This is a genomic window from Candidatus Binatus sp. (assembly GCF_030646925.1).
In the GTDB taxonomy this organism is placed as follows: Bacteria; Desulfobacterota; Binatia; order Binatales; family Binataceae; genus Binatus.
In genome coordinates, this window is sequence record NZ_JAUSKL010000023.1 from 1 (window position 1) to 23,702 (window position 23,702).

General features: G+C 57.8%; 20 protein-coding genes and 3 pseudogenes. 14 read left to right on the forward strand and 9 right to left on the reverse strand.

Annotation, left to right across the window (positions count from 1 at the left end; all coding sequences use genetic code 11):
* Positions 1-447 precede the first annotated feature (447 nt).
* Positions 448-1,824 (reverse strand): hypothetical protein, encoded by a 1,377-nt coding sequence (locus tag Q7S58_RS02835; RefSeq protein ID WP_304820640.1) that lies wholly within the window; start codon positions 1,822-1,824, stop codon positions 448-450.
* Between Q7S58_RS02835 and Q7S58_RS02840 the strand changes: the two are divergent.
* The 4 genes and pseudogenes from Q7S58_RS02840 to Q7S58_RS02855 all read left to right on the forward strand — a co-directional run.
* Positions 1,750-1,911 (forward strand): annotated as a pseudogene (locus Q7S58_RS02840) (IS21 family transposase); the annotation flags it as partial. The gene Q7S58_RS02835 and the pseudogene Q7S58_RS02840 sit on opposite strands and share 75 nt — an antisense overlap.
* Before the next feature lie 4 nt (positions 1,912-1,915).
* Positions 1,916-2,194, forward strand: a complete 279-nt coding sequence (locus Q7S58_RS02845; protein ID WP_304820642.1) for a hypothetical protein — start codon at positions 1,916-1,918, stop codon at positions 2,192-2,194.
* Between the two features lie 17 nt (positions 2,195-2,211).
* Positions 2,212-2,451 carry a hypothetical protein gene (locus Q7S58_RS02850; RefSeq protein ID WP_304820603.1) on the forward strand — a complete coding sequence of 80 codons (240 nt, stop codon included), beginning with the start codon at positions 2,212-2,214 and terminating at the stop codon, positions 2,449-2,451.
* 129 nt (positions 2,452-2,580) lie between these two features.
* A complete protein-coding gene (locus tag Q7S58_RS02855; protein ID WP_304820604.1) occupies positions 2,581-2,775 on the forward strand; it encodes a carboxymuconolactone decarboxylase family protein in 195 nt (64 codons plus the stop codon).
* A gap of 547 nt (positions 2,776-3,322) precedes the next feature.
* Here Q7S58_RS02855 and Q7S58_RS02860 read toward each other — a convergent pair.
* From Q7S58_RS02860 to Q7S58_RS02890, 7 genes are all read right to left on the reverse strand, one after another.
* Positions 3,323-3,961, reverse strand: coding sequence for a glutathione S-transferase family protein (locus Q7S58_RS02860; protein ID WP_304820606.1), 639 nt, complete (start codon positions 3,959-3,961; stop codon positions 3,323-3,325).
* A gap of 59 nt (positions 3,962-4,020) precedes the next feature.
* Entirely contained in the window at positions 4,021-4,851 is an 831-nt protein-coding gene (locus tag Q7S58_RS02865; protein WP_304820609.1) for an alpha/beta fold hydrolase, read from the reverse strand.
* Positions 4,848-5,306, reverse strand: coding sequence for an SRPBCC domain-containing protein (locus tag Q7S58_RS02870; protein WP_304820611.1), 459 nt, complete (start codon positions 5,304-5,306; stop codon positions 4,848-4,850). The genes Q7S58_RS02865 and Q7S58_RS02870 overlap by 4 nt, the downstream gene beginning before the upstream one ends.
* Positions 5,303-5,566, reverse strand: a complete 264-nt coding sequence (locus Q7S58_RS02875) for an ArsR/SmtB family transcription factor (protein WP_370655445.1) — start codon at positions 5,564-5,566, stop codon at positions 5,303-5,305. Before Q7S58_RS02875 ends, Q7S58_RS02870 begins: the two co-directional genes overlap by 4 nt.
* Positions 5,567-5,731: 165 nt before the next feature.
* On the reverse strand, positions 5,732-6,031 hold the full coding sequence (locus tag Q7S58_RS02880) for a hypothetical protein (protein WP_304820613.1): 300 nt from the start codon (positions 6,029-6,031) through the stop codon (positions 5,732-5,734).
* Positions 6,006-6,863, reverse strand: a complete 858-nt coding sequence (locus tag Q7S58_RS02885) for a hypothetical protein (protein ID WP_304820615.1) — start codon at positions 6,861-6,863, stop codon at positions 6,006-6,008. Before Q7S58_RS02885 ends, Q7S58_RS02880 begins: the two co-directional genes overlap by 26 nt.
* A 449-nt stretch (positions 6,864-7,312) precedes the next feature.
* Positions 7,313-8,077: a hypothetical protein gene (locus Q7S58_RS02890; RefSeq protein WP_304820617.1), complete on the reverse strand. Its 765-nt coding sequence runs from the start codon at positions 8,075-8,077 to the stop codon at positions 7,313-7,315.
* Between the two features lie 442 nt (positions 8,078-8,519).
* Between Q7S58_RS02890 and Q7S58_RS02895 the strand changes: the two genes are divergently transcribed.
* The 8 genes and pseudogenes from Q7S58_RS02895 to Q7S58_RS22015 all read left to right on the forward strand — a co-directional run bounded on the left by Q7S58_RS02895 (position 8,520) and on the right by Q7S58_RS22015 (position 19,487).
* Entirely contained in the window at positions 8,520-8,912 is a 393-nt protein-coding gene (locus tag Q7S58_RS02895) for a hypothetical protein (protein WP_304820619.1), read from the forward strand.
* Positions 8,909-9,700, forward strand: a complete 792-nt coding sequence (locus tag Q7S58_RS02900) for a hypothetical protein (protein ID WP_304820620.1) — start codon at positions 8,909-8,911, stop codon at positions 9,698-9,700. The genes Q7S58_RS02895 and Q7S58_RS02900 overlap by 4 nt, the downstream gene beginning before the upstream one ends.
* 12 nt (positions 9,701-9,712) lie before the next feature.
* Complete coding sequence (locus Q7S58_RS02905; protein ID WP_304820622.1) at positions 9,713-12,796, forward strand: BPTD_3080 family restriction endonuclease; 3,084 nt, start codon at positions 9,713-9,715, stop codon at positions 12,794-12,796.
* A 5-nt stretch (positions 12,797-12,801) separates the two neighbouring features.
* Positions 12,802-15,564 carry a site-specific DNA-methyltransferase gene (locus Q7S58_RS02910; RefSeq protein ID WP_304820624.1) on the forward strand — a complete coding sequence of 921 codons (2,763 nt, stop codon included), beginning with the start codon at positions 12,802-12,804 and terminating at the stop codon, positions 15,562-15,564.
* A 110-nt stretch (positions 15,565-15,674) separates the two neighbouring features.
* A complete protein-coding gene (locus Q7S58_RS02915; RefSeq protein WP_304820626.1) occupies positions 15,675-16,424 on the forward strand; it encodes a TIGR04255 family protein in 750 nt (249 codons plus the stop codon).
* Positions 16,421-16,984, forward strand: a complete 564-nt coding sequence (locus Q7S58_RS02920) for a hypothetical protein (protein ID WP_304820628.1) — start codon at positions 16,421-16,423, stop codon at positions 16,982-16,984. The genes Q7S58_RS02915 and Q7S58_RS02920 overlap by 4 nt, the downstream gene beginning before the upstream one ends.
* Complete coding sequence (locus Q7S58_RS02925) at positions 16,974-17,396, forward strand: hypothetical protein (RefSeq protein WP_304820630.1); 423 nt, start codon at positions 16,974-16,976, stop codon at positions 17,394-17,396. Before Q7S58_RS02920 ends, Q7S58_RS02925 begins: the two co-directional genes overlap by 11 nt.
* Positions 17,396-19,487: pseudogene (locus Q7S58_RS22015) on the forward strand (UvrD-helicase domain-containing protein). The gene Q7S58_RS02925 and the pseudogene Q7S58_RS22015 overlap by 1 nt, the downstream one beginning before the upstream one ends.
* Before the next feature lie 191 nt (positions 19,488-19,678).
* On the opposite strand, the gene Q7S58_RS02940 reads toward Q7S58_RS22015, so the two are convergent.
* Entirely contained in the window at positions 19,679-22,270 is a 2,592-nt protein-coding gene (locus tag Q7S58_RS02940; RefSeq protein WP_304820635.1) for a hypothetical protein, read from the reverse strand.
* A 773-nt stretch (positions 22,271-23,043) separates the two neighbouring features.
* On the opposite strand from Q7S58_RS02940, the pseudogene Q7S58_RS02945 reads away from it, so the two are divergent.
* Together Q7S58_RS02945 and Q7S58_RS02950 are read left to right on the forward strand one after the other, a co-directional pair.
* Positions 23,044-23,265 (forward strand): annotated as a pseudogene (locus Q7S58_RS02945) (transposase); the annotation flags it as partial.
* 197 nt (positions 23,266-23,462) lie between these two features.
* The coding region (locus Q7S58_RS02950; RefSeq protein ID WP_304820637.1) for a hypothetical protein at positions 23,463-23,702 on the forward strand (240 nt) is incomplete at its 3' end.

A 23,702-nucleotide genomic window follows, 5' to 3' on the forward strand; every position in this document is an offset into this window, starting at 1 on the left:
TGGGCCTCAGAGACGGAAAGAGCTTGATCCTGCTCGAATAAAGCTCTCTGCAAGGTTGAAGACGGTCCGAACACTCCGAAGCTTTTGGGATGAGTTGGCTTCAATAGTGGCGCGGCAGTTCGAGTCGCCCTTGCTCCGCCAAGCAGTCTCCAAATGTGCGCATTCTCCGCCGATGCGCGCGAAATCCGCGCGTGTGCGCGCCTTCACCACAATCAAAGGGACCCAGAGAATCGTCAACAGGCTGCAACGTAGCGGATCTCGCAGGGTTTCTCTCCGCTCGCCGTCGAGCCGGTGCGCTTTCCACCGATCTCAACTCTTTTTCGCTTTTTCTTGCGAGTGCGGGTTCCTCTCCGGCCGCCATGACGAGATTTTTTAGAGCACGCTCATTAATCTTATCAAAAGTCCCCTAGTCCAGGTCCAGCTGGGTCCAAAGGAAGCTCGTCGTCTCTAATCTGCAGTTCGGATTTCTCGGAAGTCCTCGCCGAGTTGAAGAGCGGCGCTTCGCCTGTCGCCCATGTCGACGAGCAGGTCAAGGATGCGCAGAAACTTCTGCGCCAGATGAAGCGGCATCGGAGCATCGCGATCTGCGAAGTGCTGGACGAGTCCCGCAATGCGCGCCGGAACAGAGGCGTTTTGCCAGCCTTTCAACTGCTCTGACCCATCACCGACGACGGTCAGTATCTGATCAGCAAATACGTCGGCCGGATATGACGCCTTCGCCCTTTCGCAGAGCGTCAGGAATGGCGCCATGATCGACACCGTCCAGCCGCCTGCGCGCACGAAGCGATCGATGAGCGGGAGTATGCGACTGATCTCGGACCAATCGCCGTTCACGTATCGTGCAGCCAGCGCTGCGTGTTCCACCGAGACGAACATTAAGGTTTTGATCAACCTCGGCTGATCGAAGCCGTAAAACTCGCCGCTACGGTACGACGCACGCTTGAAAGCGGGCGACGCCAGGAAGCGGCCCAAGCACAGGTCGAGGATCGCGACAGCGTCTGCAGGAATCACGACCGCATCATAGACATAGGCGCAGACGTAGGCACTCGTGAAAGGTGCAAGGAGCGCCCAGCACGCGTCCCCTTCCAGCGCGAAAATCGGTTCAAGAAATCTCGGACGAATCTCCTCAAGCCTAAGAAGTCCCGAGACGCGACCTAGGGTTTGTCCGAGAGACCGTGTCCATTCGTATAAATCGGCCGGTGTTCGATCTCGCCGCTCAGGCTTCACCCAAGGAGGCGCGTTTTTCTGGATCGTCCAGTTCAGAAGCTCCCAGAGGAACTTGAGGAACGGGCCTCTTGCACCACTAGCAAAGATTCCGTCTAACGGAAGCAGTGGAAGGATTTTCGCGGCATATTGAGAATACCAGCGAGTGGCTGGCTCAACCCAGACGTCTGCCGGATTAACGGCGTCATCGCGCCCATGGGCGATGTCACGATAATGCCGCCGGCGCCGATTCTTGCCGTCCAGCTTTACCCACGCTGGGGGAGGCGGCGGCAGTGTCCGCCAATCGCCGCTCTCGCGATAGAACTGTTCGGCCGCCTCGAGAGCCTTGCGCAGTCTTTCGTCAGTGTGGACGCCCTCATTTGGACCCCGCGGTTTATCAGGCGTTATCGGTTCCAGTTGGCAAAGCGAGAAAGCGAGGCCCAAAGCCGACCACGCCAGCTTTGGGTCTTTAGCCCAAAGCCGACACAATTCCCCCAACGCTGTTAGCGAGACGATTTCGAGCGGGTGGGTGACGAGGCCCAACAGCGCCGGATCTTCGAGCGGCTGCGGGACGAGCACGGGTACGGCGGCGGGATCACGATCGTAAAGTCCTACGTGCACGAGCGCCGCCAGCGGCAGCGCGAGATGTTCGTGCCGCTACGGCACGATCCCGGGCACGCGCAAGTCGACTTCGGCGAAGCGTTATCTGGTGATGGATGGCGGCACGTTCTTTCTCGCCGTCGGGATCGGTCTCGCCGCGGCCGCGATCGATCCATATCGCAATACGATCGCAATCGTCGTCGCCGCGGTGGCGGGTGTGATGCATTCGATCCTGCATATCTGGTCGCATGCCGAGGGCTTGCTCTCGGATAAGCATCTACCGACCGAACTGTTCGGAATCCTCGCGCCGGCGATTCTTTTGATCGCGATCGCGGTGATTCTTTATCGCACGCCAGCAGCCAGCCAAGTTGCCAGCGCGCGCGCCGCGTAAAATCAGGAGAGCCAATCGTGCGTATCGAACCGCTCGAAGAAAAACAGTTCAGTTGGATGCTCAAGCCGCTGGTCTGGATGATGAAGCGCCGGATGCACAAAGTCCTGAATCCGTTCAAGGCGTGGGCGTATCGCCCCGGAATCACCGTCGCGATGGCGATTTTCATGCAGTCGGTCGAGGCCTATAAAGTGACCGACCCTCAACTGAAGCGCCTGGTCTGCCTCCGCTCAGCGCAGATGATCGGCTGCGTTTTCTGAATCGACATCAATGCTGCCGGTGGCAGCGCGACCGGGATTAGTGAAGAAAAACTCGCCGCGGTCGACGACTATATCGAGAATCCGCTTTTCACGCCGGCCGAACGCGCGGCGCTACGCTACACCGAGGAAATGACGCTCGGCTCGGTGGACGTTCCCGACGAAGTGTTCGAGGAGCTGAAACGCCACTTCAACACCGAGCAGATCGTTGACCTCACCGCGACCGTCGCGATGGAAAACATGCGCGCGCGATTCAATCGCGCACTGCAGGTCGAAAGCGACGGCTTCTGCGACCTGCGGGCTCATCGCGCCGCCCGTTCAACCTGAGCGGACGCCGTCGACGATTGAAAACCCCGTATGTGCCGGTTGGGTGGCCGGGACCGCCTAATGGCTCTATGCGTGCCTCGGCGATAAAAACACGTGGCGCGGGATAACCCAGTTCTGCCAGCGCGTTCTGCACGGCGGCCTCACGTGGCGCCGCGGGGCGTCCGCGGTTGCCTGAAAGAGTCGAAGCACTAGCGGACCGGAAATCGGATCAGGCGCGCTCTGTAAACTAAATCTGGGTATCGTGGCGTCATACCCTCCGCTCATCGGTGTGGGCGCCTCGGCATAGGCCAAAACTGGGCAAGCGGTCACTGATCGTAGGTAATCCAACAGAGAACGGACGATGTCTTCCTCGCTCACGGCGCTATACCTGTTCCATCCGAAGAGGTTGCCGTCGTGCCATCCCCATTCATCGGCTCAGCCAACAGAGTGAGGATTGAATAGTGGCACGGTCGACACCAACGGCTTCGGCTCATGGCGGACGTTGGCAGCCGTCGTGCCCACCATCCGCCGACAGTCCGAGCGTGATTTGCCCTCCGCCGAGCGCCGCTCAGCGCTTCTCGAACGAGGCCAGTTGATCGCGAAGCGCGAGCTGAAAGGCCGGCCGCGCCTCGCACCGTCCTTGATATGCCTTCAGCTTGGGCTCGGCGTCTACTAGGTCCGTGTGGCTTGCGATCCGGAGCACGGTCGACATCATGAGGTCGCCGACCGTGAAACGGTCCTCCAGATACTCACGATCGCCAAGCCAGGCCGCGAGCTCCGCCAGCCGCCGCTTCACCGCTTTCTCCGCATCCGGGCGGCGGAGCTTCGCCCATTCCTGGTCGGGGAAGAAGAAATCGAGCTCGGCGAGTGGCTGCAAGACGACCTCGATAGAGTTGAGCGCCGCGAACAACCAAGTGATCGCGCGCGCCCTCCCGGCATCATCGGCGGGAACGAGCACCTCGCTCCGAGCACCGATGTGCAGCACGATCGATCCCGTTTCGAAGAGGACGAGGCCGTTCTCCTCGAACATCGGCACCTGCCCGAAGGGCTGTTGCGCGCGATAGTCGGGCGACGCCTGGTCGTCGGCGTCGATTAGCCTGACCTGGTAGGGCAGGCCGGCCTCTTCCAGCGCCCATCGCACGCGAAGATCGCGCACCTGGCCCTGCGCGAACGGCGGAACCCACTTGAAGGCAGAGATGGTGATCATTGTTGTTCTCCTTGGCCATGCGGCGAACTACGATAGCGGCGAGAGGTCACTGGTCGCCGTCATGTTCCACGGAGCACCCGATGTAGGGTCGCGGCGAAACTCTCGGGACGCGCTCCAAAGCCGTTATGATCGCCCGGGAAGGTAGCTCGCTCGGTCCCAAGCTTCTGGGCCAGCGCGACCGCCGTGCGATATGCAATCTGGCCCTTAGTACTTTCGCCGACACCAACAACGACCCGGACCGGGCCCGCACGCAACGTGGCGACATCGGGGACGAACATCGAGATCGGCCAGAGCCCATGCGCGAGGAAGTAGTCCATGTTGCCCTGAAAGCGCGCGAACGCCGCCTGCGCCTCGGGCAGTGGCGGCGCGGCCTGCGGCGGCGGTCCACCAAGCCCGGCCATCTGCATGAATTTCTGCATCGCGGGCCTTACGCCGTCGCGTAGGTAGGTGTCGTACACTTCCTGCGTAGCCGTCAGTACCTGCGACGCGTCGGGCAGCATCTGGATGCACGGCGGCTCGTGCGCCACCAGAGTGCGCACGCGCGCGGGATGCCGCGCCGCTAGGTTCAGACCGATCTGCGCGCCGCCGCTGCTGCCGAGTACGTAGGCGGGCCCGGTGCCGACAGTCTCGATCAGCCGGGCCGCATCGTCGCCATGAACGTCTAGCTGCTGCTTCTCCGGCGCACCATCGAAGATGCTGCGAGAGTTCCCGCGCGGATCGTATGCGACGACCGTGTGGCGGTCGGCGATACATCCCGCCAGGCCTGAGAAAACGCCGGCGTCGGCCGGACCACCGGGGATCATCAAGAGAACAGGGCCGCTTCCTCTGACCTCGTAGTAGAGAGTCGCGCCCGGCACCTTCATCGTGTGCGACGTCGATGGATAGTTCATCCCGCCAAACTGCCTTCAACGAGTGCTTCGAGCTTGTCGAGAGCGCCGGTCCATCCATCGCGATGACTCGCGGCAACGCTTTCGTCGAACAACTGGGCGTGGGTGAAGGTAAGCTCGCAGCCGCCGTCGACGGGCTCGATCGCGACGGTGACCAGGGAATTGCGTTCCGGGGTCGCGCGCCAAGTCCAGGTGAAGACCAGCCGGCGATCGGGCACGACCTCACGGTAGACACCCGAGGCCTCGTTCTCCTGACCGTCGGGGTTGCGAAAGCCGATGCGGTAAGTCCCGCCGACGCGGACGTCGACCACGGCGTGCTGCATGTCGGCGCCGGCTGGGCCCCACCACTTTACGATTTGCTCGGGGCGCGTCCACGCGGCATAGACCTGCGCGGGCGTGGCATTCAGCCGACGCACCAGCGTGACGCTGGGTTTGTCAGTAAGGGTTTCTTCGCTCATTTCTTTTCCTCCACGAAAGCAGCGAGGCGGTCCAGGCTGCCAGACCAGAAAACCTGGTAGCGGTTGAGCCATTCGACGGCCTGTTCCATCGGCCGGGCGCCGAGCTGGCAGGCTACGGTGCGTCCGGTTTTGGTGCGGGTGACAAGCCCGGCGCTCGAGAGCACGTCCAGGTGCTTCATGATTGCCGGCAGGGACATCGGATGCGGGCGGGCGAGGTCGCTTACCGAGGCCGTGCCGCGTTTGCTGAGCTGTGCCAGCAGTGCGCGCCGTTTTCCATCATCCCCACCGCCCCATCATCAGCCATCAGACTCCCCCCACCCCCTAACTTGCGGCCACACGCGTTTGACTAGCCAACGGTCAACGCTTCGCCGACTCCTAGAGATTTGACCCACCCCCCGGCATGGCTAGCCGCCGCACCAATCATTTCAAGACGCTCTCCGTCCGGTGTTAAGAATCTCATCGGGAACTTCGCGCAATTGCAGATCACCATTCTCGTCCGCGACGTATTTTCGACCTTTCGGATCGTAGCGAACTTCTCCAGGCGTGTGCTTGCACGGCATGGCCAAACGTCGATCGCGTTCGGCTATTTCCATTCTCGCGCGTGCTTTGGTCACGATTTCGCCCACGGAAGGAGCGAATTTAGCCGGCGATTCGATGATCTCCTTCACCACCTCAAAGGTCGCTTCGAAGTCCAGCTGCTCAACTGTCCCTGCGTATAGCCGCAACGTTTCCTCGGGAGGTTTCCACGAGTGATAGGCTGCGACCAGAATGGCGACCAATTTCAGAGCTTGAACTGTTTCCATTGTTCCTCTCCTCCGCCTCAATAATCAGCCGCTTGGACATATCGACTGCCGATTCGACCCTTGACTGGTCGCGAATTATTTCATCGGTCCAACGAGCACCTCGAAGATATGTTGCAGGAAGCGGTATGAATTTGGGCTCAGTCGCGGCATAACGTTGACGAATGTCGTCAAGAATTTGCTCTCGCAACTGCTCGCCAGGGTTGAGTTTGCGCCAAGCTACCTCGGCTTCCCGCTTTGCCTGACGACGCGGGTAGGCTGAATAGAACTGCTCGAATTGCTCACCAATAGGATCCGGATCAGATCTAAGATCAGAACCACGATCTCGATCACGATAACGATCTGTCGCTGCGCGACCATGTTGTTTTTGACTTACGTTTGCATGCAATTGTTCGCGAACGTTCGCGAATGTCTGCACAAAGCCTGATGCCGGTTCAGGAAATTTGCTCTTCTTCGCACGCGGCTGTTGAAATTTCGTGAAGTTGATTAGCTCGCCAATGACTTTGCTATCGGCCAAATAAAAACGAGCAATGCCTGATCGAATCAATTCGTCCAGGGCTTTTTCGATTCGCGTGCATTTGATCGCGTCTGTTAACAATGGAAAGCAAACGCTGCGCACGATGGATGGATCCGAATTGAACCGACCAAAATCATCCGCTACCACGAGCAAACGAAAAAACAAGCGTTCTGCAAAATCGGACAGGTCGGCGAGTGTCCTGCTCGCAAGAATAGAGTCCCGGAGATATCGACTAGGCACGAAGAGCTCCCTTTGAACGCCTTAGGCCATAGCCGGATCGAACCGCGCCAATATCTACGAACGCGCTCTCGTTACTCCCATGAAAAAGCGTTCGCACAAATGGCTTATCTGCCATAAATCTCGAATTTCGCTCCACGCTGCTATCGCGTGATACCCATTGAACGAACGCCGAACCTCGTGACCCCGTTATGAAAATGCGGGCTGACGCCGAAAAGGCGTCACGCTGCGGCGCAGCTTTAGCCAACATTCGAGAGTGGTTTTCAGAGAAATCGAACGCTGGTCTACGCGCGAAAAGAAGCCTATCGATCGGCTGAGTCGCGAATGCGAGACGATCCGAATGGCCCTGTGCCGCAGCCCTTAACCACATGCCGTTGGGTATAGGCAGACGGCAACACCCCTGTCACGGAGTGCAGCGCAACTTTGCACCACCTCTGAGCGCGAGAAGCTCCTTAGAATCTTCGGGGGTGTTTGTAGTTTTTTAACTCGGCAAGATCAGCCTTACTGACCGGCGGAAACGATAACTTAAAAGGAACCTTCAAATCGATATGCGGTGGAACCTTCCACATTTTGGTCTCGTCCAACGCAGGTTCCCGGGACCCGAGGCTTCGGTGCTGCTGCCCGCGTTTTCTAAACATTTCAGCAACTGCAAGCCATTCCCGCATCGTCTTACGGCTCAGCTCACCCGACTTCATGTCAACCGCCATCTCTGTTTGCATTTGCAAGAAGGCCGCATACAAATGGCAAACCGTCCCGAAGTCGACCCAGGCACTTATTATAGACCGCTCTGACAATGCAACATCGAACTTTAAGGCCCCATCGGGTCCTAAAGCTTTTTCTCTTAGTTTAGTCATTGCCAAATATCTGGCTTTACCTAGCGTCGCATACTGCGGAGCTCTCTCAGCGAGTTGGATCAATATGAACAGAATCTGCCCGGCAACCGTTCCTTTGCTGAAATTCGCCAAGGATTCATCATTTAAATTTGACCTGATGGTCACGATTGGAGGAAGTGAATTGAAGAGAAATTGATCGAAATTCGAGAGAGAAAATCCCGCCTCAATCAGATTTGACATTTTGGTTTCCCACTTCTGACGAGCAATCCCGCCGGTTGGCGGAAGTTTTCTCACTGCTTCTAGGTTCTGCAGCACGAAATTCCAACGCTTCTCCGGATCGGATGGGAAAGCCATCGTCGCCACTATTTCGAAGTAATCGATCAATTCCGCTATGAGGCCATCATGCAATATTTGTATGCAGGGCATGCGCAACGAAATAAATGGTACGAGCGGTCCATACAAGGACAGACGAAAATGTTTCTCCACAGGTCCCGACAATCAGTCGAATGTAGCTGCGCAACGTTGGGCGAACCGAATTCTAATTCTGCGCTCTAAATGCCACTCTATGCTGACTTTGGCAGAAATACAGAGATAGTATTCTCGCGCTGCTGCCGGCTCACGAGCTGGATCGATCTTAAAGCTCAAGGGTTGAGGCCTCTGTATCTAGTCGCTCACCCTTCGAGGCACTTGGCACAGAGTGGTGATAGTCATTTTCAGTTTCGCAGGCGATAATGATACGTTGCTGCGGTATTCAGAGCCTTGCCAGCAATGTGTGCACTATTCCGGATCATCTTTGACTCTGAAGCACAGATGAAGGAGGGGAAATTTGCCTGGTTTAAATGAACAGCGCGCTATATCAATCCGGCAGCCTTGGGCGTATGCGATTCTCCATCTTGGCAAAGACGTCGAAAACAGGCCGATGCGGACCCACTTCCGTGGACGGATTTTGATTCAGGCTTCCCTCAAGGTGGAAGCAGGCGAAGCTCGCGATCTCAATCTCGACCCGGGCGAACTGGCCACCGGAGCAATCGTTGGATCGGTTGAGGTTGTCGATTGCATCCGAGGCTCCAAAAGCAAGTGGGCGAACCGCGGTCAGTGGCACTGGGTTCTTAAGAATCCGCGCGTTCTCGCGAAGCCGATTCCACTCAAGGGAGCACTCGGCTTCATCCGCGTTCCCGACCGAATACTAACAGGGGCGCGGTTCCGCACGCCACGATGACCATCACACTGTTTTCGTGGGGTTACTGGGGGTGGGGCAGTGCGACCGAGCAACTCGTAGAGGCATTTGACAAGGCCGAGAAATCGCGGGAGTTCCGTCCGCCTCTATTCGTCGATCCTCGTTTGCGTAGGCAAGGGCGGGCCAAAGGGTTTGTCGGTAATGCATTCCGCGACCTTGTAGGACCGGGGCGCTACCGATGGATGCAGGACCTCGGCAACCTCGCGATAGCAACTGGTCGTGGAGGCGTGCAGATCAAAAATCCGGCGAGTGTCGCCGATCTGCTCGATCTGGCGGTGCGTGCAGCGGATGAACGCCGAAGGGTGATCTTTTACTGCGCCTGCGAGTTTCCGTCGTTCGATGGAGCGCTCGCGTGCCATCACCACACCATCGCTGATCTCCTGCTCGCGCACGCTGAAACGATTGGCCGATCTATCTCGGTGGTAGAATGGCCAGCCGATGCCCCAACAGAAACACGGATCAGCGTTGACAAGAAAATGTTTTCAGCGATCATGCGCGGTCGTATGAGTGTCCCGTTCGCCAACGACCGGCTTCCTACCTTCGCCGCGCTTCCTTGGGCGTCCATGCTCACCGTTGAATGCGACGATGACGGCAGAACCGGCACAGTCGCGGTTGGACCGGCCAGGTTTGCGGCGTCGAAAAGCGGAGCCGGCTACTGGTATCTGCCCGTGATCGAGCGAACGCAGCCCGACGCCACGGGGAAATCGTTACTGGAGCGCGCCGCGCGATGGCGAAAAACGCATGGACTCGACGAGCGAAAATCGCGGTGAGCGGCGGCAAACATGGCGAATGAATTTTTTGAGCACCCGATCCTTAACTCTCCCTATGAATACCCGTCGAGGCATTGGGAGCTCGATGACGCTGGGCAGCCCACGCAGAACATTATCGACCGCCGACGCGCAGCCAAATTCATCACGCCCATCCCCAAGCCGAAGAAGCGCAAGGCCGTCGGGCAGTCGAGACTTTTGTTTAACGAAGGCAAGGGCCTCTCGACCAAAGAGCAAGAATACGAGACAGATTCCAACATTAACGAAGTGCGACAAAGAGTGGACGCGTGGCGCTCATTGCCCAATCCCAATCAGTGGCAAGTCACGCCGGAAACCGCTCGGCTCCTTCAGCACTGGAGGCATCACAAGTTCAGCGATATTCGCCCCTTCTTCTGTCAGGTGGAGGCGGCAGAAACCGCAATCTGGCTGATCGAGGTCGCAACCCAATCCGCCAACGGCAAGCGGATTCTCGACAAACTCGGTGCAGCGAACAAGGATGCCAACCCCGAGCTGCTGCGTTTCGCACTGAAACTGGCCACGGGTGCGGGCAAGACCACCGTGATGGCCATGCTCATCGCCTGGCAGACAATCAATGCTGCGCGACACCCCGCGGGCAAGAATTTCTCGCGCGGCTTTTTGGTGTGCACACCCGGCTTGACGATCAAGGATAGGCTGCGCGTCCTACAACCCAATGATCCCGACAGTTACTATGCCAGCCGCGAACTGGTTCCCGGTGACATGCTCGACGACGTTAAGAAGGCCAAGATCGTCATCACCAACTACCATGCCTTCATGCTGCGCGAGCGAATCGAAATTTCCAAAGGCGGACGCCAACTCCTCCAAGGTCGAACGGGGGAGGAACTCAAGACCCTCGAAACTGAAGGCCAGATGATCCAGCGCGTCATGCCTGAACTGATGGGGATGAAAAACATTCTCGTCATTAACGACGAGGCGCACCACTGCTATCGGGAAAAGCCGAAAGACATCGACGATGAAACTCTGAAAGGCGACGAGAAGAAAGAGGCCGAAAAAAATAACGAGGCAGCACGCACCTGGATTTCCGGCCTCGAAGCCGTGAACCGCAAACTCGGCCTCAGCCGCGTCATCGATCTCTCCGCGACGCCCTTCTTCCTGCGTGGCTCCGGTTACGGTGAAGGCACGCTGTTCACATGGACGGTGAGCGACTTCTCACTCATGGATGCGATCGAGTGTGGCATCGTCAAACTGCCGCGTGTTCCCGTGGCGGAGAACATCCCCGGCAAAGAGATGCCCATGTTCCGCGACCTCTGGGAGAATATCCGCAATGAAATGCCCAAGAAGGGACGCGGCAAAGGCGAAGAACTCGACCCGCTCAAGCTCCCCACTCGTTTGCAGACGGCCTTGGAAGCCCTGTACGGCCACTACGCGAAGACCTTCAAGCTCTGGGAGGATAATGGCATCAAGGTACCGCCCTGTTTCATCATCGTCTGCCAGAACACCGCGATCTCAAAGCTCGTTTACGATTTCATCTCCGGCTTTCACCGCAAGAACGATGACGGAACCACCACGCTGGTAAACGGGCGCCATGCACTGTTCCGCAATTTCGACGAAACCACCGGCAATCCACTCCCGCGCCCGAACACGCTGCTCATCGACAGTGAGCAACTCGAAGCGGGCGATGCGCTCGACGACAACTTTCGCGGCATGGCTGCCGACGAGATTGAACGCTTTCGCCGTGAGATAGTCGAGCGAAGCGGTGATGCCCGCGCCGGTGACAACATCACCGACCAGGGATTGCTCCGCGAAGTGATGAACACCGTCGGCAAGCCCGGCCAGCTCGGCGGCGCGATCCGATGCGTCGTGTCCGTCTCGATGCTCACCGAGGGTTGGGATGCCAACACCGTCACCCACGTCCTCGGCATCCGCGCCTTCGGCACGCAGCTCCTGTGCGAGCAGGTCATTGGTCGCGCGCTGCGCCGTCAGTCCTACGAGTTGAACGAAGATGGACCTGATAAAGGACTATTCAACGTCGAATACGCCGATATCTTCGGCATTCCCTTCGACTTCACCGCGAGGCCGGTCATCGCCCCGCCGCAGCCGCCGCGCGAGACGGTTCAGGTCAAGGCCATTCGCCCCGAGCGCGACGCGCTTGAAATCCGCTTTCCCCGCGTCGAGGGCTATCGCGTCGAGCTGCCCGAGGAGCGGCTGACTGCCGACTTCAACGACGACTCGATCCTTGAACTCAGCCCAGACCTCGTCGGCCCGTCAATCACTCGCAATTCCGGCATCATCGGCGAAGGCGTAGACCTTAGCCTCGAGCACCTCGCCGACATGCGGCCCTCTACGCTCGTATTTCACCTCACCCATCGGCTGCTCTACACGAAATGGCGCGATTCCGGCGAGGAGCCGAAGCTCTACCTGTTCGGCCAGCTGAAGCGCGTCGCCAAGCAATGGCTGGATACCTGCCTCGTCTGTAAAGGCGGGACCTATCCTGCGCAGCTCATGTACCAGGAACTCGCCGACATCGCCTGCAACCGCATCACCGACGCTATCACCCGGAAGTTCCTTGGAGAACGTCTGATCAAGGCGCTGCTTGACCCCTACAACCCCACGGGTTCTACTTTCTATGTCCGCTTCAACACCTCACGCGCCGACCGATGGGACACCAGCGGGCCGCCGCCGAAAAACCAGGTCAACTGGGTCGTGCTCGATAGCGACTGGGAAGCAGAGTTTTGCCGCGTGGCCGAATCGCATCCGAAAGTGATCGCCTACACCAAGAACCACAATCTCGGGCTGGAAGTGACATACCGGTACGGTTCCGAACCGCGGAAGTATCTCCCCGACTTCATCGTGCTGGTGGATGACGGCCATGGTGCCGACGACCCGCTGCATCTCGTGGTCGAGATCAAAGGCTACCGCCGCGAGGATGCGAAGGAAAAGAAATCCACCATGGACACTTACTGGATACCCGGCGTGAACCATCTCGGCACCTATGGCCGCTGGGCGTTTGCCGAGTTCACCGATGTTTACCAAATCGAGTCTGGTTTCAAAGCCAAAGTCGAAAGCGAGTTTAACAAGATGATCGAGTCCGCTACGGCGCAACTGGCGGCCGGGAACTAATAGTCATGGCCAAGAAATCCGCAACCAGGACCGTCGAGACTCTCAAGCACGATGAGGCCAAGCGGAAGAACATTCCCACGGCGGAATACGAGTCCGTCCTACAGAAGGAGCAGGGGGCGTCGCGCTTGGTGAAATACCCGCGCAACACCGACCTCGATCCCCAACTCGTTTGGCGCGGGAAGGATGAGCAGGACTGGAGCGATCTCGTCGTCCACGCGCCGCCGCTCTATATCCAGGAAAAGGTCCAGCCCAAAGTACTCATCGACGATTTGCTCAAGCAAACCAAAGAAGTCAAGGCGCAGGAGATGGGCTCGCAGGCCGACCTGTTTGCCGACTTCAACGGCATTCCCGAAGGAGTCGATAAGACCGAGTTCTATCAGCACGACCAGAACTGGTCGAATCGCATGATCCTCGGTGATTCCTTGCAGGTCATGGCCAGCCTGGCCGAGCGTGAGGGTCTGCGCGGCAAAGTGCAGTGCATCTATCTCGACCCGCCCTATGGGATCAAGTTCAACAGCAACTTCCAGTGGAGCACCACTAGCCGCGACGTGAGGGATGGCAATTCCGGCCACATCACCCGTGAACCGGAGCAGGTCAAAGCTTTTCGCGACACCTGGCGCGACGGCATTCACAGCTATCTCACCTATCTCCGGGACCGACTCACCGTCGCTCGGGATTTGCTCGGGGATTCGGGATCCATTTTTGTTCAGATCGGTGATGAAAACGTACATCGAGTGCGGGCGCTGATGGACGAGGTGTTCGGGGAAGATAATTTCATCATTCAGGTCACGTTCCAGAAGACCGGGGGCATAGAAGGGAACTATTTGTCTAACACTTCGGATTACATACTTTGGTTTTCAAAGAGCCGAGCGGAAGGAAAATTTCGTCCCTTGATGACTGAGCGAAAGGCGGGACACACTTCCCTTGATCGCTACGACCAGTATCAAGTATCCGAGTTTTGTGTTCGCGCGCTGACCAACGACGAGAAAAAGGACGACGCCGGACTTGACCCGCTTCGTCGATTTCAGCTCTTCCCGCTCTACTCTGAGGGTGAATCGGAGAACGCGAGTCGTGAGTTCTCTTTCAATCGTGAGGTGTTCACTATCAGAAAAGGAACACACTGGAAGACGACTCATGTGGGATTGACGCGAATCGCACAATCGAATCGCATTGAACAAACAACGAATACGATCCGGTACAAGAGATTCGTGGGAGATGTCCCAATGCTCCCACTCACCGATAGGTGGGATTCGACGCAGATTGGGACTGAGCGTCTCTACGTAGTTCAGACAAGTGCAGAGGTGGTCAAGCGTTGTATTCTGATGACGACCGACCCGGGCGATCTCGTGCTTGACCCGACCTGTGGTTCCGGCACCACCGCCTACGTCGCCGAGCAATGGGGACGGCGCTGGATCACCATTGACACTTCGCGCGTGGCGCTGGCGCTGGCCCGTGCCCGCATCATGGGCGCACGCTATCCATTTTACCTGCTGGCCGATTCCCGCGAAGGTCAAATTAAGGAAGCAAAAATCACCCGCACCGCGCCGTCGTCGCAGCCCGTGCATGGCAACATCCGGCACGGCTTCGTCTATGAGCGCGTGCCGCACATCACGCTCAAGTCCATCGCCAACAACGCCGAAATCGATGTCATCTCGGACAAGTGGCAGGCCGTACTCGAGCCGCTGCGCGAAAAGCTCAACGCCGCGCTCGAGCAGTCGTGGCAAGAGTGGGAAATCCCGCGCGAGGCCGATGCCAAATGGCCTGAGGCACCGAGGAAACTTCACGCTGACTGGTGGCAGGCCCGCATCGCCAGGCAGAAGGAGATCGATGCCTCCATCGCCGCCAAGGCCGAGTCCGAATATCTCTACGACAAGCCCTACACGGACAATAGGAAAGTCCGCGTCGCCGGTCCCTTCACCGTCGAAAGTCTCAGTCCCCATCGCGTGCTCGGCGTCGATGAGAACGACGAGTTGATCGATACGGTAAATGAAGACGACTCCAAGCAGTCCTTCCCCCAGATGATTCTCGAAAACCTCAAGACCGCCGGCGTCCAGCAGGCGCATAAAGAGGACCGGATCACCTTCACCGCCCTCACACCGTGGCCTGGAGATCTAGTCTGCGCCGAAGGCCGCTACATGGAGGGAGATGCCGAGAAGCGCGCCGCGATTTTCATCGGCCCCGAGTTCGGCACCGTGCTGCGCGCCGACCTCGTTGCTGCTGCCCGCGAGGCTGGCGATGCCGGTTTCGACGTGCTGATCGGATGTGCCTTCAACTACGAGGCGCACACCACAGAGTTCAATAAGCTGGGCCGCATCCCGGTGCTCAAGGCTCGCATGAACGCCGATCTGCACATGGCCGACGACCTCAAGAACACCGGCAAGGGCAATCTGTTTGTCATCTTCGGTGAGCCGGACATCGATCTGATCAGCGAGAAAGACGGCAAGCTCCGGCTGAAAGTGAACGGAGTGGACGTCTTCAAACCCCAGACCGGCGAAGTCATCAGCGACGGCGCCGACGGCATCGCTTGCTGGTTCGTCGACACCGACTACAACGAAGAGAGCTTCTTCGTGCGGCAGGCCTACTTCCTCGGCGCCAACGATCCTTATAGCGCTCTCAAGACGACGCTAAAGGCAGAGATCGATCCCGAGGCGTGGGCGACGCTGCACAGCGACACCTCGCGGCCATTCGATAAACCGAAAACCGGGCGCATAGCGGTGAAAGTAATCAACCACTTGGGCGACGAAGTGATGAAGGTGTTTCGGGTTTGAGTGCCTGATACTATGGAAGAGCAGCTTAATCGAGGCACCGGGCCGAAGCGGACGTTCGCGCAGCTCGTTCTTGCGCCCTCGACGGTCACCCCGCAGATGAGGGTGCAGTGATGGCTAGGAAGCGTCACCTCTCGCGAGCGCCGATTACTGAAGCGTTGATTGATATTCAGGTCACGCCAAAGGAAGGTCTCACGTTCGATGCATTGAGAGCAGGATTGGACGCCTCGGCGTTTGGCTACTATGCAAAAGGGGCCATCACCGAGAGTCTCTTACAGTTCAATCTTCCCGTCGTGGGGCAGGAGTTACAGACGTCTTCACAGGCGGCGCAGGTCGGAATTCGTTTCCATTCAAACGACGAGAAGTACGTCGCTCAATGTCGCTTGACGGGATTCACGTTGAGTCGTCTGCCGCCCTACGAGAACTGGGAAAACCTGAGAACCGAAGCTACTCGTATCTGGAACGTTTACGCAGAACGCCTTGCACCTGCGCGAGTAACAAGAATCGCCACGCGTTTCATAAATAACCTCCCTCTTCCGATGCAAACTGGAGAATCGTATCAGTTGTATCTCAACAAGGTGGTGGATGTCCCAGAAGAGGCGCCGCAGGCTGTTGAGACGTTTTTCCAAAGGTTCCAACTTGTAGACACCGAAACCGGTGCACGAGTCATACTCACTCTAACGCAAGGCGGTGGTGCGGCTGGTGGAGTGCTGCCCGTGATTCTCGATGTAGATGCGTTCACCCAGACAGATCTGAATCCGGGCGATCCGGCGATATGGGCGATCCTCGAACGTCTGCGCGATTTGAAGAACCGCACCTTCTTTGGAACCATAACAGAACGTGCAGCGGGGTTATACGAATGAGTTCCGCAATAATCAGTTCTGCCGGCGTTATTAGTCGTTCACGATTGAGCGGTGACTACGACTACCATGCAATAAGCGCGACCCGCCAACAAGTGTTGAGTGAGTGGAACCAACGGAGAAACTATTTGCGGGGGAGCGCCTCGGACTGGCTTCCGACCATCCGGTCAGCGCTGAGCGCCATACGCGACCATTGCGGGAAGCCGGACTGGGACGGCCACGGCGAGATTGTCGTTAGCGATGAGGTGATCACGAATGCGGACAAGATCGTGACGACCTTGTTTACCTTAGCCCAGGCGGGAACGCCCGCACCGGACATTGTCCCAGAGGCCGACGGGGAGATATGCCTAACTTGGACGCAGGATGATGCTCAGACGTTCTCGATAAGTATTGGCGAGCAAGGGAAAATCAACTTCGCCGGTCAGTTTGGGCATCGAGGAAGCATTCATGGCTGGAAGCCGACTGACACATCGAGTCCAAACGCTCTCGAATCATCTCTTCAAGAAATTGCGGAGTATTTGGAGAACCTGTATCCGCCGGTCGCCAGGAGACGTGCGGCCTGATGAACTACTCACCAGCTTCGTGTATCGGGAAGATCAAGTCGTACGCAAAACAAAGAAGATTCACCACTCACGGCTGATCCCCCGGCGGAACCAATGCAAGAACGGTCGACTGGAAACCTCTGTTTGCCGCTCTAACGAATTAACAGAAGCACAGGTGTCGCTTATCTGCTCTCGTCATTTTGATGTTCATGCGCCCAAGCCCGCGATCGGCCGCGGCGTGGGTCCAGCTTCGGCGGTCTTTGCGGAAGAACTCTCCTTCGACGCCGATGGTATTCCCTACCCTGAACACGCCAACATCATTGGCTGGCACGATGATCCCGGCAAACCTGTTAACGAACTGAAACACTTTTGGATGGATAAGGCACAGAGGATCGCTGCCAAATTTTTATACAAACCGCGAGTTCAAGGTTGATGGAGTTCCGCATCGCAGATACCTTCACTGACAGCCTTGTCCGCCTCACCGGCGACGAGCAGAAGGCGGTAAAGACGACCGCGTTCGATCTTCAGCTCAACCCCGCCAACCCCGGGATGAGCTTCCACAAGCTCGATAAGGCGAAGGACAAGAACTTATGGTCGGTGAGGGTTAACAGCAACATCCGGCTGATCGTCCACAAGAGCGATACGAGCCTTTTGCTCTGTTACGTTGGCCACCACGACAACGCCTATGACTGGGCGGAAAGGCGGAAACTGGAGACGCATCCGAAAACGGGCGCCGCGCAGTTGGTCGAGATTCGCGAGACGGTGAAGGAGGTCGTTGTTCCAGTTTACGTGCACACAGAACTTGCCGCTGAGCCGAAACCCGTCGCCGAGAAGAAACTTCCTTTCGCCGGAGTGTCCAATGACGAACTACTCGCCTACGGCGTGCCCGCAGAGTGGCTTGATGACGTCAAGAAGGCAACGGAGGACACCCTGCTCGCCTTGACGGACCACCTGCCCGCTGAGGCTGCAGAGGCGTTGTTGGAACTGGCTACGGGCGGCAGGCCCCGCGTGCCCCAGCCTGCGGCGGTGCCGGCGAATCCCTTTGAACATCCCGATGCCCAGCGGCGCTTCCGTGTAATGGCGAATGTGGAGGAGTTGGAGCGCGCCCTCGATTTCCCCTGGGAGAAGTGGACGGTCTTCTTGCATCCAGAGCAGCGGCAATGGGTCGAGCGAGACTACGCCGGCCCGGCTCGCGTCTCCGGTTCAGCGGGCACCGGCAAAACGATCGTCGCGTTGCATCGTGCCGCTCATCTGGCGAGAACGCATCCCAACGCGCCGCGTCCTATTGACGACTTTTTCCGACACGCTAGCAAACGCACTGCAAACCAAGTTGAAGCGGTTGTTGGGCAATGAACCGCGCCTTGCGGAACGGATTGATGTTCATTCGCTCAATGCCATCGGTCTTCGGCTCTACAAGGCACACCTCGGGCAGGCGACGATTGCCAGCCCCGAAATAATTCGCGAGCTGATGAAAGATGCCGCGAGCGCCGTGGGCGGCCACAAGTTTGGCCTGCATTTTCTCATCACCGAATGGGAGCAGGTGGTGGATGCGTGGCAGTTGGGCACTTGGGAACAGTATCGCGATGTAGCGCGGCTCGGAAGAAAGACGCGGCTTCCAGAGGCGCAGCGGACGGTGTTGTGGTCCATCTTCGAGCGCGCGCGTGCCGAGTTGAAAAGGCGCAAGCTAATAACGCTCGCTGAGCTGTTCGGTTCTCTCGCATCCGCGATCTCAAAGAGCAAGAACGTGGTTTTCGACTTCGCAGTCGTGGACGAAGCGCAGGACATCAGCGTCGCCCATCTCCGGTTCTTTGCCGCGTTGGGCGGAGGGCGGCCCAATGCCCTCTTTTTCGCGGGTGACCTGGGCCAACGAATCTTCCAGCAGCCCTTTTCCTGGAAGGGCCTCGGCGTGGACATCCGGGGACGCTCCCGCACCTTGCGGGTCAATTATCGCACTTCCCACCAAATCAGAACGCAAGCGGACCGTCTGCTCGGCCCCGTCGTGACCGACGTTGATGGCAACAGCGAGGTTCGGAGCGATACGGTCTCCGTGTTCAACGGCCCGCCGCCGACAATTTGCGCGCTAAAGAATGAAAGCGAGGAGATCAAGACGGTCGGCAAATGGATCGCAGAACGGTCCAAGTACGGTGTGCTTCCGCACGAATTTGGGGTGTTTGTCCGATCGGAAGCACAACTGGATCGTGCGCGCGCGGCAGTCAAGGAAGCGGGCATTGCGTTTAAGATTCTCGATGAACATGTCGAAACCGCGAGCGGTCACGTTTCGATTAGCACGATGCACCTTGCCAAAGGGCTCGAGTTCCGCGCCGTAGTGGTTATGGCCTGCGACGACGAGGTCATTCCCTTGCAGGAGCGCATCGAGACCGTCGGGGACGACGCTGATCTGCAAGAAGTGTATGACACAGAGCGCCACTTGCTCTATGTCGCTTGCACCCGCGCGCGGGATCATCTGTTGGTTACCGGCATCGAGCCGGTATCCGAATTCGTTGATGACTTGCATGTCGTTTAGGGATTTTGGAACCGCCCGGGTCACTGCAGGGATTTCGAGATCCCGACGGACTCTTTCCGCCATACAGTACGCGATTTTCGCATTCTCTGCGGAAAACTGGAAGATAGTCGCATGTAGTTCTGGAATCGGCTCGCAGAGGGGTTCGAACAGATTAGTACATAACTATCGATCGAAGATGGACTATAGCCGCCTCACTCTTCAGCATCAAACTGGAGGTAAGGATCGTCTTCTTGCTTGTGCGGATCCGGTGTAAGCAACTGGAATTCAATCTGTTCAGCGGCTAGCTGCGAACGAGCAGTGTCTAGGTCGGCGGCCGTTCGTCTTGGTCCAGGACCCGCCTCCATCACGGCAAGTAGCGCGATGTCAGGCCGAAGTCGCTTTGCAAGCGCAACGAATTTCGCAACTTGGCTGGCACGAAGGCCATGCCACGATGATTTGACCTCACAGAGGAACGTTTGACCGTCTAGGATTGCAAGTAAATCAGCTTCCGCGTCGGGTTTTGATTCATGTGTGAAGCCGAACCATGTCGGTTCAACGAAGATGAACGAGGTTCGGGACCGTTCGCGCAACACGGATAGTGCCCAGATTAGAGAGAGGACGCTATGGTCCCGTACGCTCTCGATCAGAAACTCGTTCGGCCGAAACAGCCAGTGGATATCGACAGGCGTCTGCTCGGACTGTTTGCAAACCTCGCACGATAGCTGAAATGAGAGAGCTGCGAGATCGACCCAGTTCTTATAGTGACATTTTCTGCACGTCCATTGATAACCCTGAAACATCATCTGGCGGCGGCGCAACTCGATAAGACACTCATCGAGCGATTCCTCCTCGTGCTTGTCCCAGTCTACGTCAGGATCCGGTTTGCCTTGCTGAGGATGTGCTGCCCAGTAGGCCGCTCGGTACTCCTTCCATCTCGCCTTGAGGTCGTCATAGCTGACGAAATCCATAGGGCTCTTAAGCTCGCGGGCAGCTTTGACGATCAGTTGCGCCAGGGACTGCCTCTCACTTTCATTCCTTAAATCGAACGCGGCTTCCCGCTGCGCCCTCTTTTGTAAACGACTGACGGTGGGAGTTACCTGGTCTGGCGACAAACTCGGCGTTCCGCCAAGCTCGGCAAAATTTTTCCGAAGGAAAGGGTGCAGAAGAAACTGGCTGGCCCGCTGAAGCCCCCCGGCCATACCGAGAACGCCCGTCAGGTAACGAGCCTCGTTCGACGGCGCCATCCAGACAACTTTGTTTGGGGTGCGTACCAGACCGTGCTCAGCGTCTGGTGTGGCCCGTGCCCCGTCCTGCGCAAGAGCATATCGCGTCGCGCTATAGGCTCCCGGTATCTCTATTGTCTCGACCGGGTTATCTGCGCTGACAAAGATCGTTAGATTCCCGTCGCGGCTTCGCCTTCCGACAGGTAGCAGCACATGCCGCGGCTCACCAACTAATGATGACTTGAAAGCTCCGGCCATTCGCCATCGGCGCGGCAGCATCCATCTATTATTGCTTCCGAAGCGAGGACCGGGTCCGTCATACTCAAAGATGAAATCCGTGCACCAATAGCCTGTGGTGAAAGCTTGCCGCACCGGGGCATCCGAAAGATGATCCGGTACCGTCGCTGGCGGCTGCGCCATCGGCAAGGACCACACGAAGCGGGTCCATTCAGGCTGCGCAAAAAGACCACCACCGAAGCGGTTACTCTCTCTTGCCGTTTGAAGCGCGTTGGCGGAGGGAACGACATCGTCGAGTCCGGCTACCGCTTCGCTGCTGACTGTGCTCCATGGCTTTGTCGACAACACGAGCTGGCGGGCTTCCGCCAACTGGTCCACGTTCAACGATCCAGATCGAACCGCAAGCTGGGATTGACCACCCCCGCCGCTGTTTACATGGTTGCGGCGCTTCAGGAGGTCGCCGAGGGTTGCTAAGAACTCGGGTTCCTTGAGCTGGTCGAATCCGACACGTAAGCAACAAAGATCCCTATCGAGCCAGGCAGGGATGAGCAGGCGCGCATTCCAGAACAGTATGCGGTCAGTGAAGCTGTCGCCGACGACAAGATTAAAAGCTCCACTCCAGCGGCCTGCGCGAATGTCAAGCTTTGGTGCAAACAGCGCCGATATAAGTGAAAGGCTTGTAGCTCGTCCTTCGGCGAACTCCTTAAGGGCGGCGAACTCGCTCGCGATTGCATTGAGGTTGCGCGGAACGCCATATCGACGATCCGCCTGCTTTTCTGGCGAGACAATCGTGACCAAACTCGCGGCAGCCGAAGCGTCCGGCGGGTAAATGCCGCCGCCGCGGCTTACGTGATAAGCGCCAAAGTTATCCGTCAGGGAGCGTGATGGTTCTTCGGTGTGCCAACTATCGATTATCTTGACGGGAGCGCTTTCGCCGACCCTAGGGCTGTGACGGGCCACCCTGAAAATCGTGGATAGGGAAGAGAGCGGCGAGAATCTATAGGAGGGTTTAAAACCGAAGACATCGAGCCTTGGTTCGCTGCCCAGCTCGTGGAAGGCATATTGAGAGGGAGAAAGCCGTTCGTGTATTTCCAGAACGTCAGTCCTGCTCAGCGGCACATACGAATAAACTATGTCGGGATCGTAGGCTTCGAGCCACGGCCAATAACTTGCCGCAATCTGCCCACTGAAACAGGGCGCGATCAGACTGAAGCGCCCGCCCCAACGGTCGTAACAATCCGCGAAGATGCCATCTAAGGCGAGGCTTGCGTATTCTCCGTCTTCGACCAGGAAGGCGACGCGCAGCGGTCTCGGCCTTGCCCAGCCTTTAAGTTCTCGTGGCATGAGTCAAACTTTCCACTCCCAGCACCCAGTGGCTTTCCGGTCGCCTTAATTTGGTGCCTTTAACAGGCAGCTTGTCCAGAGGGCGACCTTAATTCCCGACAACCGCCGCCTCGGGGTCATCGTTCGTCACGGGAGCGATACAAAAAAGAGATCTGTTGGTGCTACGCTCACGGGCAATTGTGTGCCGGTCGGTGGCCAGCGGCTTCGGCTGCCTGCGGGCTGGGAAATGGCACCTGGTAGTCGGCTGAAATTGCGTCGCAGTACGGGCATCCCGGCCATTCAAAGAGATGGCTTTGGCTGTTTCCAACCACTGGTCCGCTCGTCGGCTCGCTGCTCCGACGGCATCCGTTTGCGTCGCACAACGGCGGTGACGTACTGTTGTGCCTGAATTCCTGAGGCTGCGTGGGATGCGCGTCGCTCCATAGCCCAATTTTGCCCTTCATCGCGGCGCACTCGGCGGCCGCGTGCGTATCGTGGTCGGCGAGGCTCAGGTCGTCCGGGTACTGCTTTGTAGTGCCAGGCCATGAGGTTCGGAGCAGAACAAGACCTCCTCCGGGACCGCTCACAAAAGCGACGTCATGATAATCGTCGTCGGCAAGAGAACCTACAAACGAGGGAGCTACGAAAACCGATCTCGCTGCAACCATGCCGGTCCTAAAAGCATCGTTAAGATCAAATGATCGGTGGAATTTAGGCGCGCAGTAGAAGACTTTGGTCTTCCCCCTGCAGGTATCTCAATAATTGGTTAGTGTCTGCCAGGAAGGAAGGCAGGCATGAAACGAGCGCGATTTAGCGAAGAGCAGATCATCACGGTTCTGAAAGAAGCCGAGAGCGGCGCGAAGGTCACCGAGCTGTGCCGGCGGCATGGGATCTCGGATGCGACCTTCTACACCTGGCGGAGCAAGTACGGCGGGCTGGAGGTGTCGGAGATGCGCCGGCTGCGCCAGCTCGAGGAAGAGAACCGGCGGCTGAAGTCGATCGTGGCGGACCAGGCGGCAACGATGAACGCGCGATCCACGAGAACACTCTTGCCGATCTTGCGATCGAATAACTCATTCTTCTTGATAGTGGCATATGCCTTCGTAAGGATAAAGCCGCGCCTCAAGGGATTAGAGCGCAATCAACGTGAGACGCCTGCCGCGCCCGGGATTTTCGCCGACCATCTGATGGTGTCGCGCGAACAAAAAAACCGGTGAACAGCCTCACGCAAGAACAGCGACGCGAGATTCTGCGGCTATGCAAGACGGGAACGGACAGCGTCAGGTACAGCTTGCAGCGCTCGGATCAGCAAACGCTCCGCCGCGCATGGGACGTCGTCGGACTATTCTCAGTGTTCTTCCTCTCAATCCTGCCATCGACCGAGGGTTTTCAACGAATTTCAGCCTTCGGTATCTATAACCACGAATGCACCTTTTTGCTGCGTCGAGCGTTA

Bases quoted from the DNA above. Each gene is read 5' to 3' on its own strand.
- Q7S58_RS02845 (WP_304820642.1), top strand. From the start codon at position 1,916: ATGGATGGCGGCACGTTCTTTCTCGCCGTCGGGATCGGTCTCGCCGCG.
- Q7S58_RS02855 (WP_304820604.1), top strand. From the start codon at position 2,581: ATGACGCTCGGCTCGGTGGACGTTCCCGACGAAGTGTTCGAGGAGCTG.
- Q7S58_RS02860 (WP_304820606.1), bottom strand. From the start codon at position 3,961: ATGATCACCATCTCTGCCTTCAAGTGGGTTCCGCCGTTCGCGCAGGGC.
- Q7S58_RS02865 (WP_304820609.1), bottom strand. From the start codon at position 4,851: ATGAACTATCCATCGACGTCGCACACGATGAAGGTGCCGGGCGCGACT.
- Q7S58_RS02870 (WP_304820611.1), bottom strand. From the start codon at position 5,306: ATGAGCGAAGAAACCCTTACTGACAAACCCAGCGTCACGCTGGTGCGT.
- Q7S58_RS02900 (WP_304820620.1), top strand. From the start codon at position 8,909: ATGACCATCACACTGTTTTCGTGGGGTTACTGGGGGTGGGGCAGTGCG.
- Q7S58_RS02905 (WP_304820622.1), top strand. From the start codon at position 9,713: ATGGCGAATGAATTTTTTGAGCACCCGATCCTTAACTCTCCCTATGAA.
- Q7S58_RS02910 (WP_304820624.1), top strand. From the start codon at position 12,802: ATGGCCAAGAAATCCGCAACCAGGACCGTCGAGACTCTCAAGCACGAT.
- Q7S58_RS02915 (WP_304820626.1), top strand. From the start codon at position 15,675: ATGGCTAGGAAGCGTCACCTCTCGCGAGCGCCGATTACTGAAGCGTTG.
- Q7S58_RS02920 (WP_304820628.1), top strand. From the start codon at position 16,421: ATGAGTTCCGCAATAATCAGTTCTGCCGGCGTTATTAGTCGTTCACGA.
- Q7S58_RS02940 (WP_304820635.1), bottom strand. From the start codon at position 22,270: ATGCCACGAGAACTTAAAGGCTGGGCAAGGCCGAGACCGCTGCGCGTC.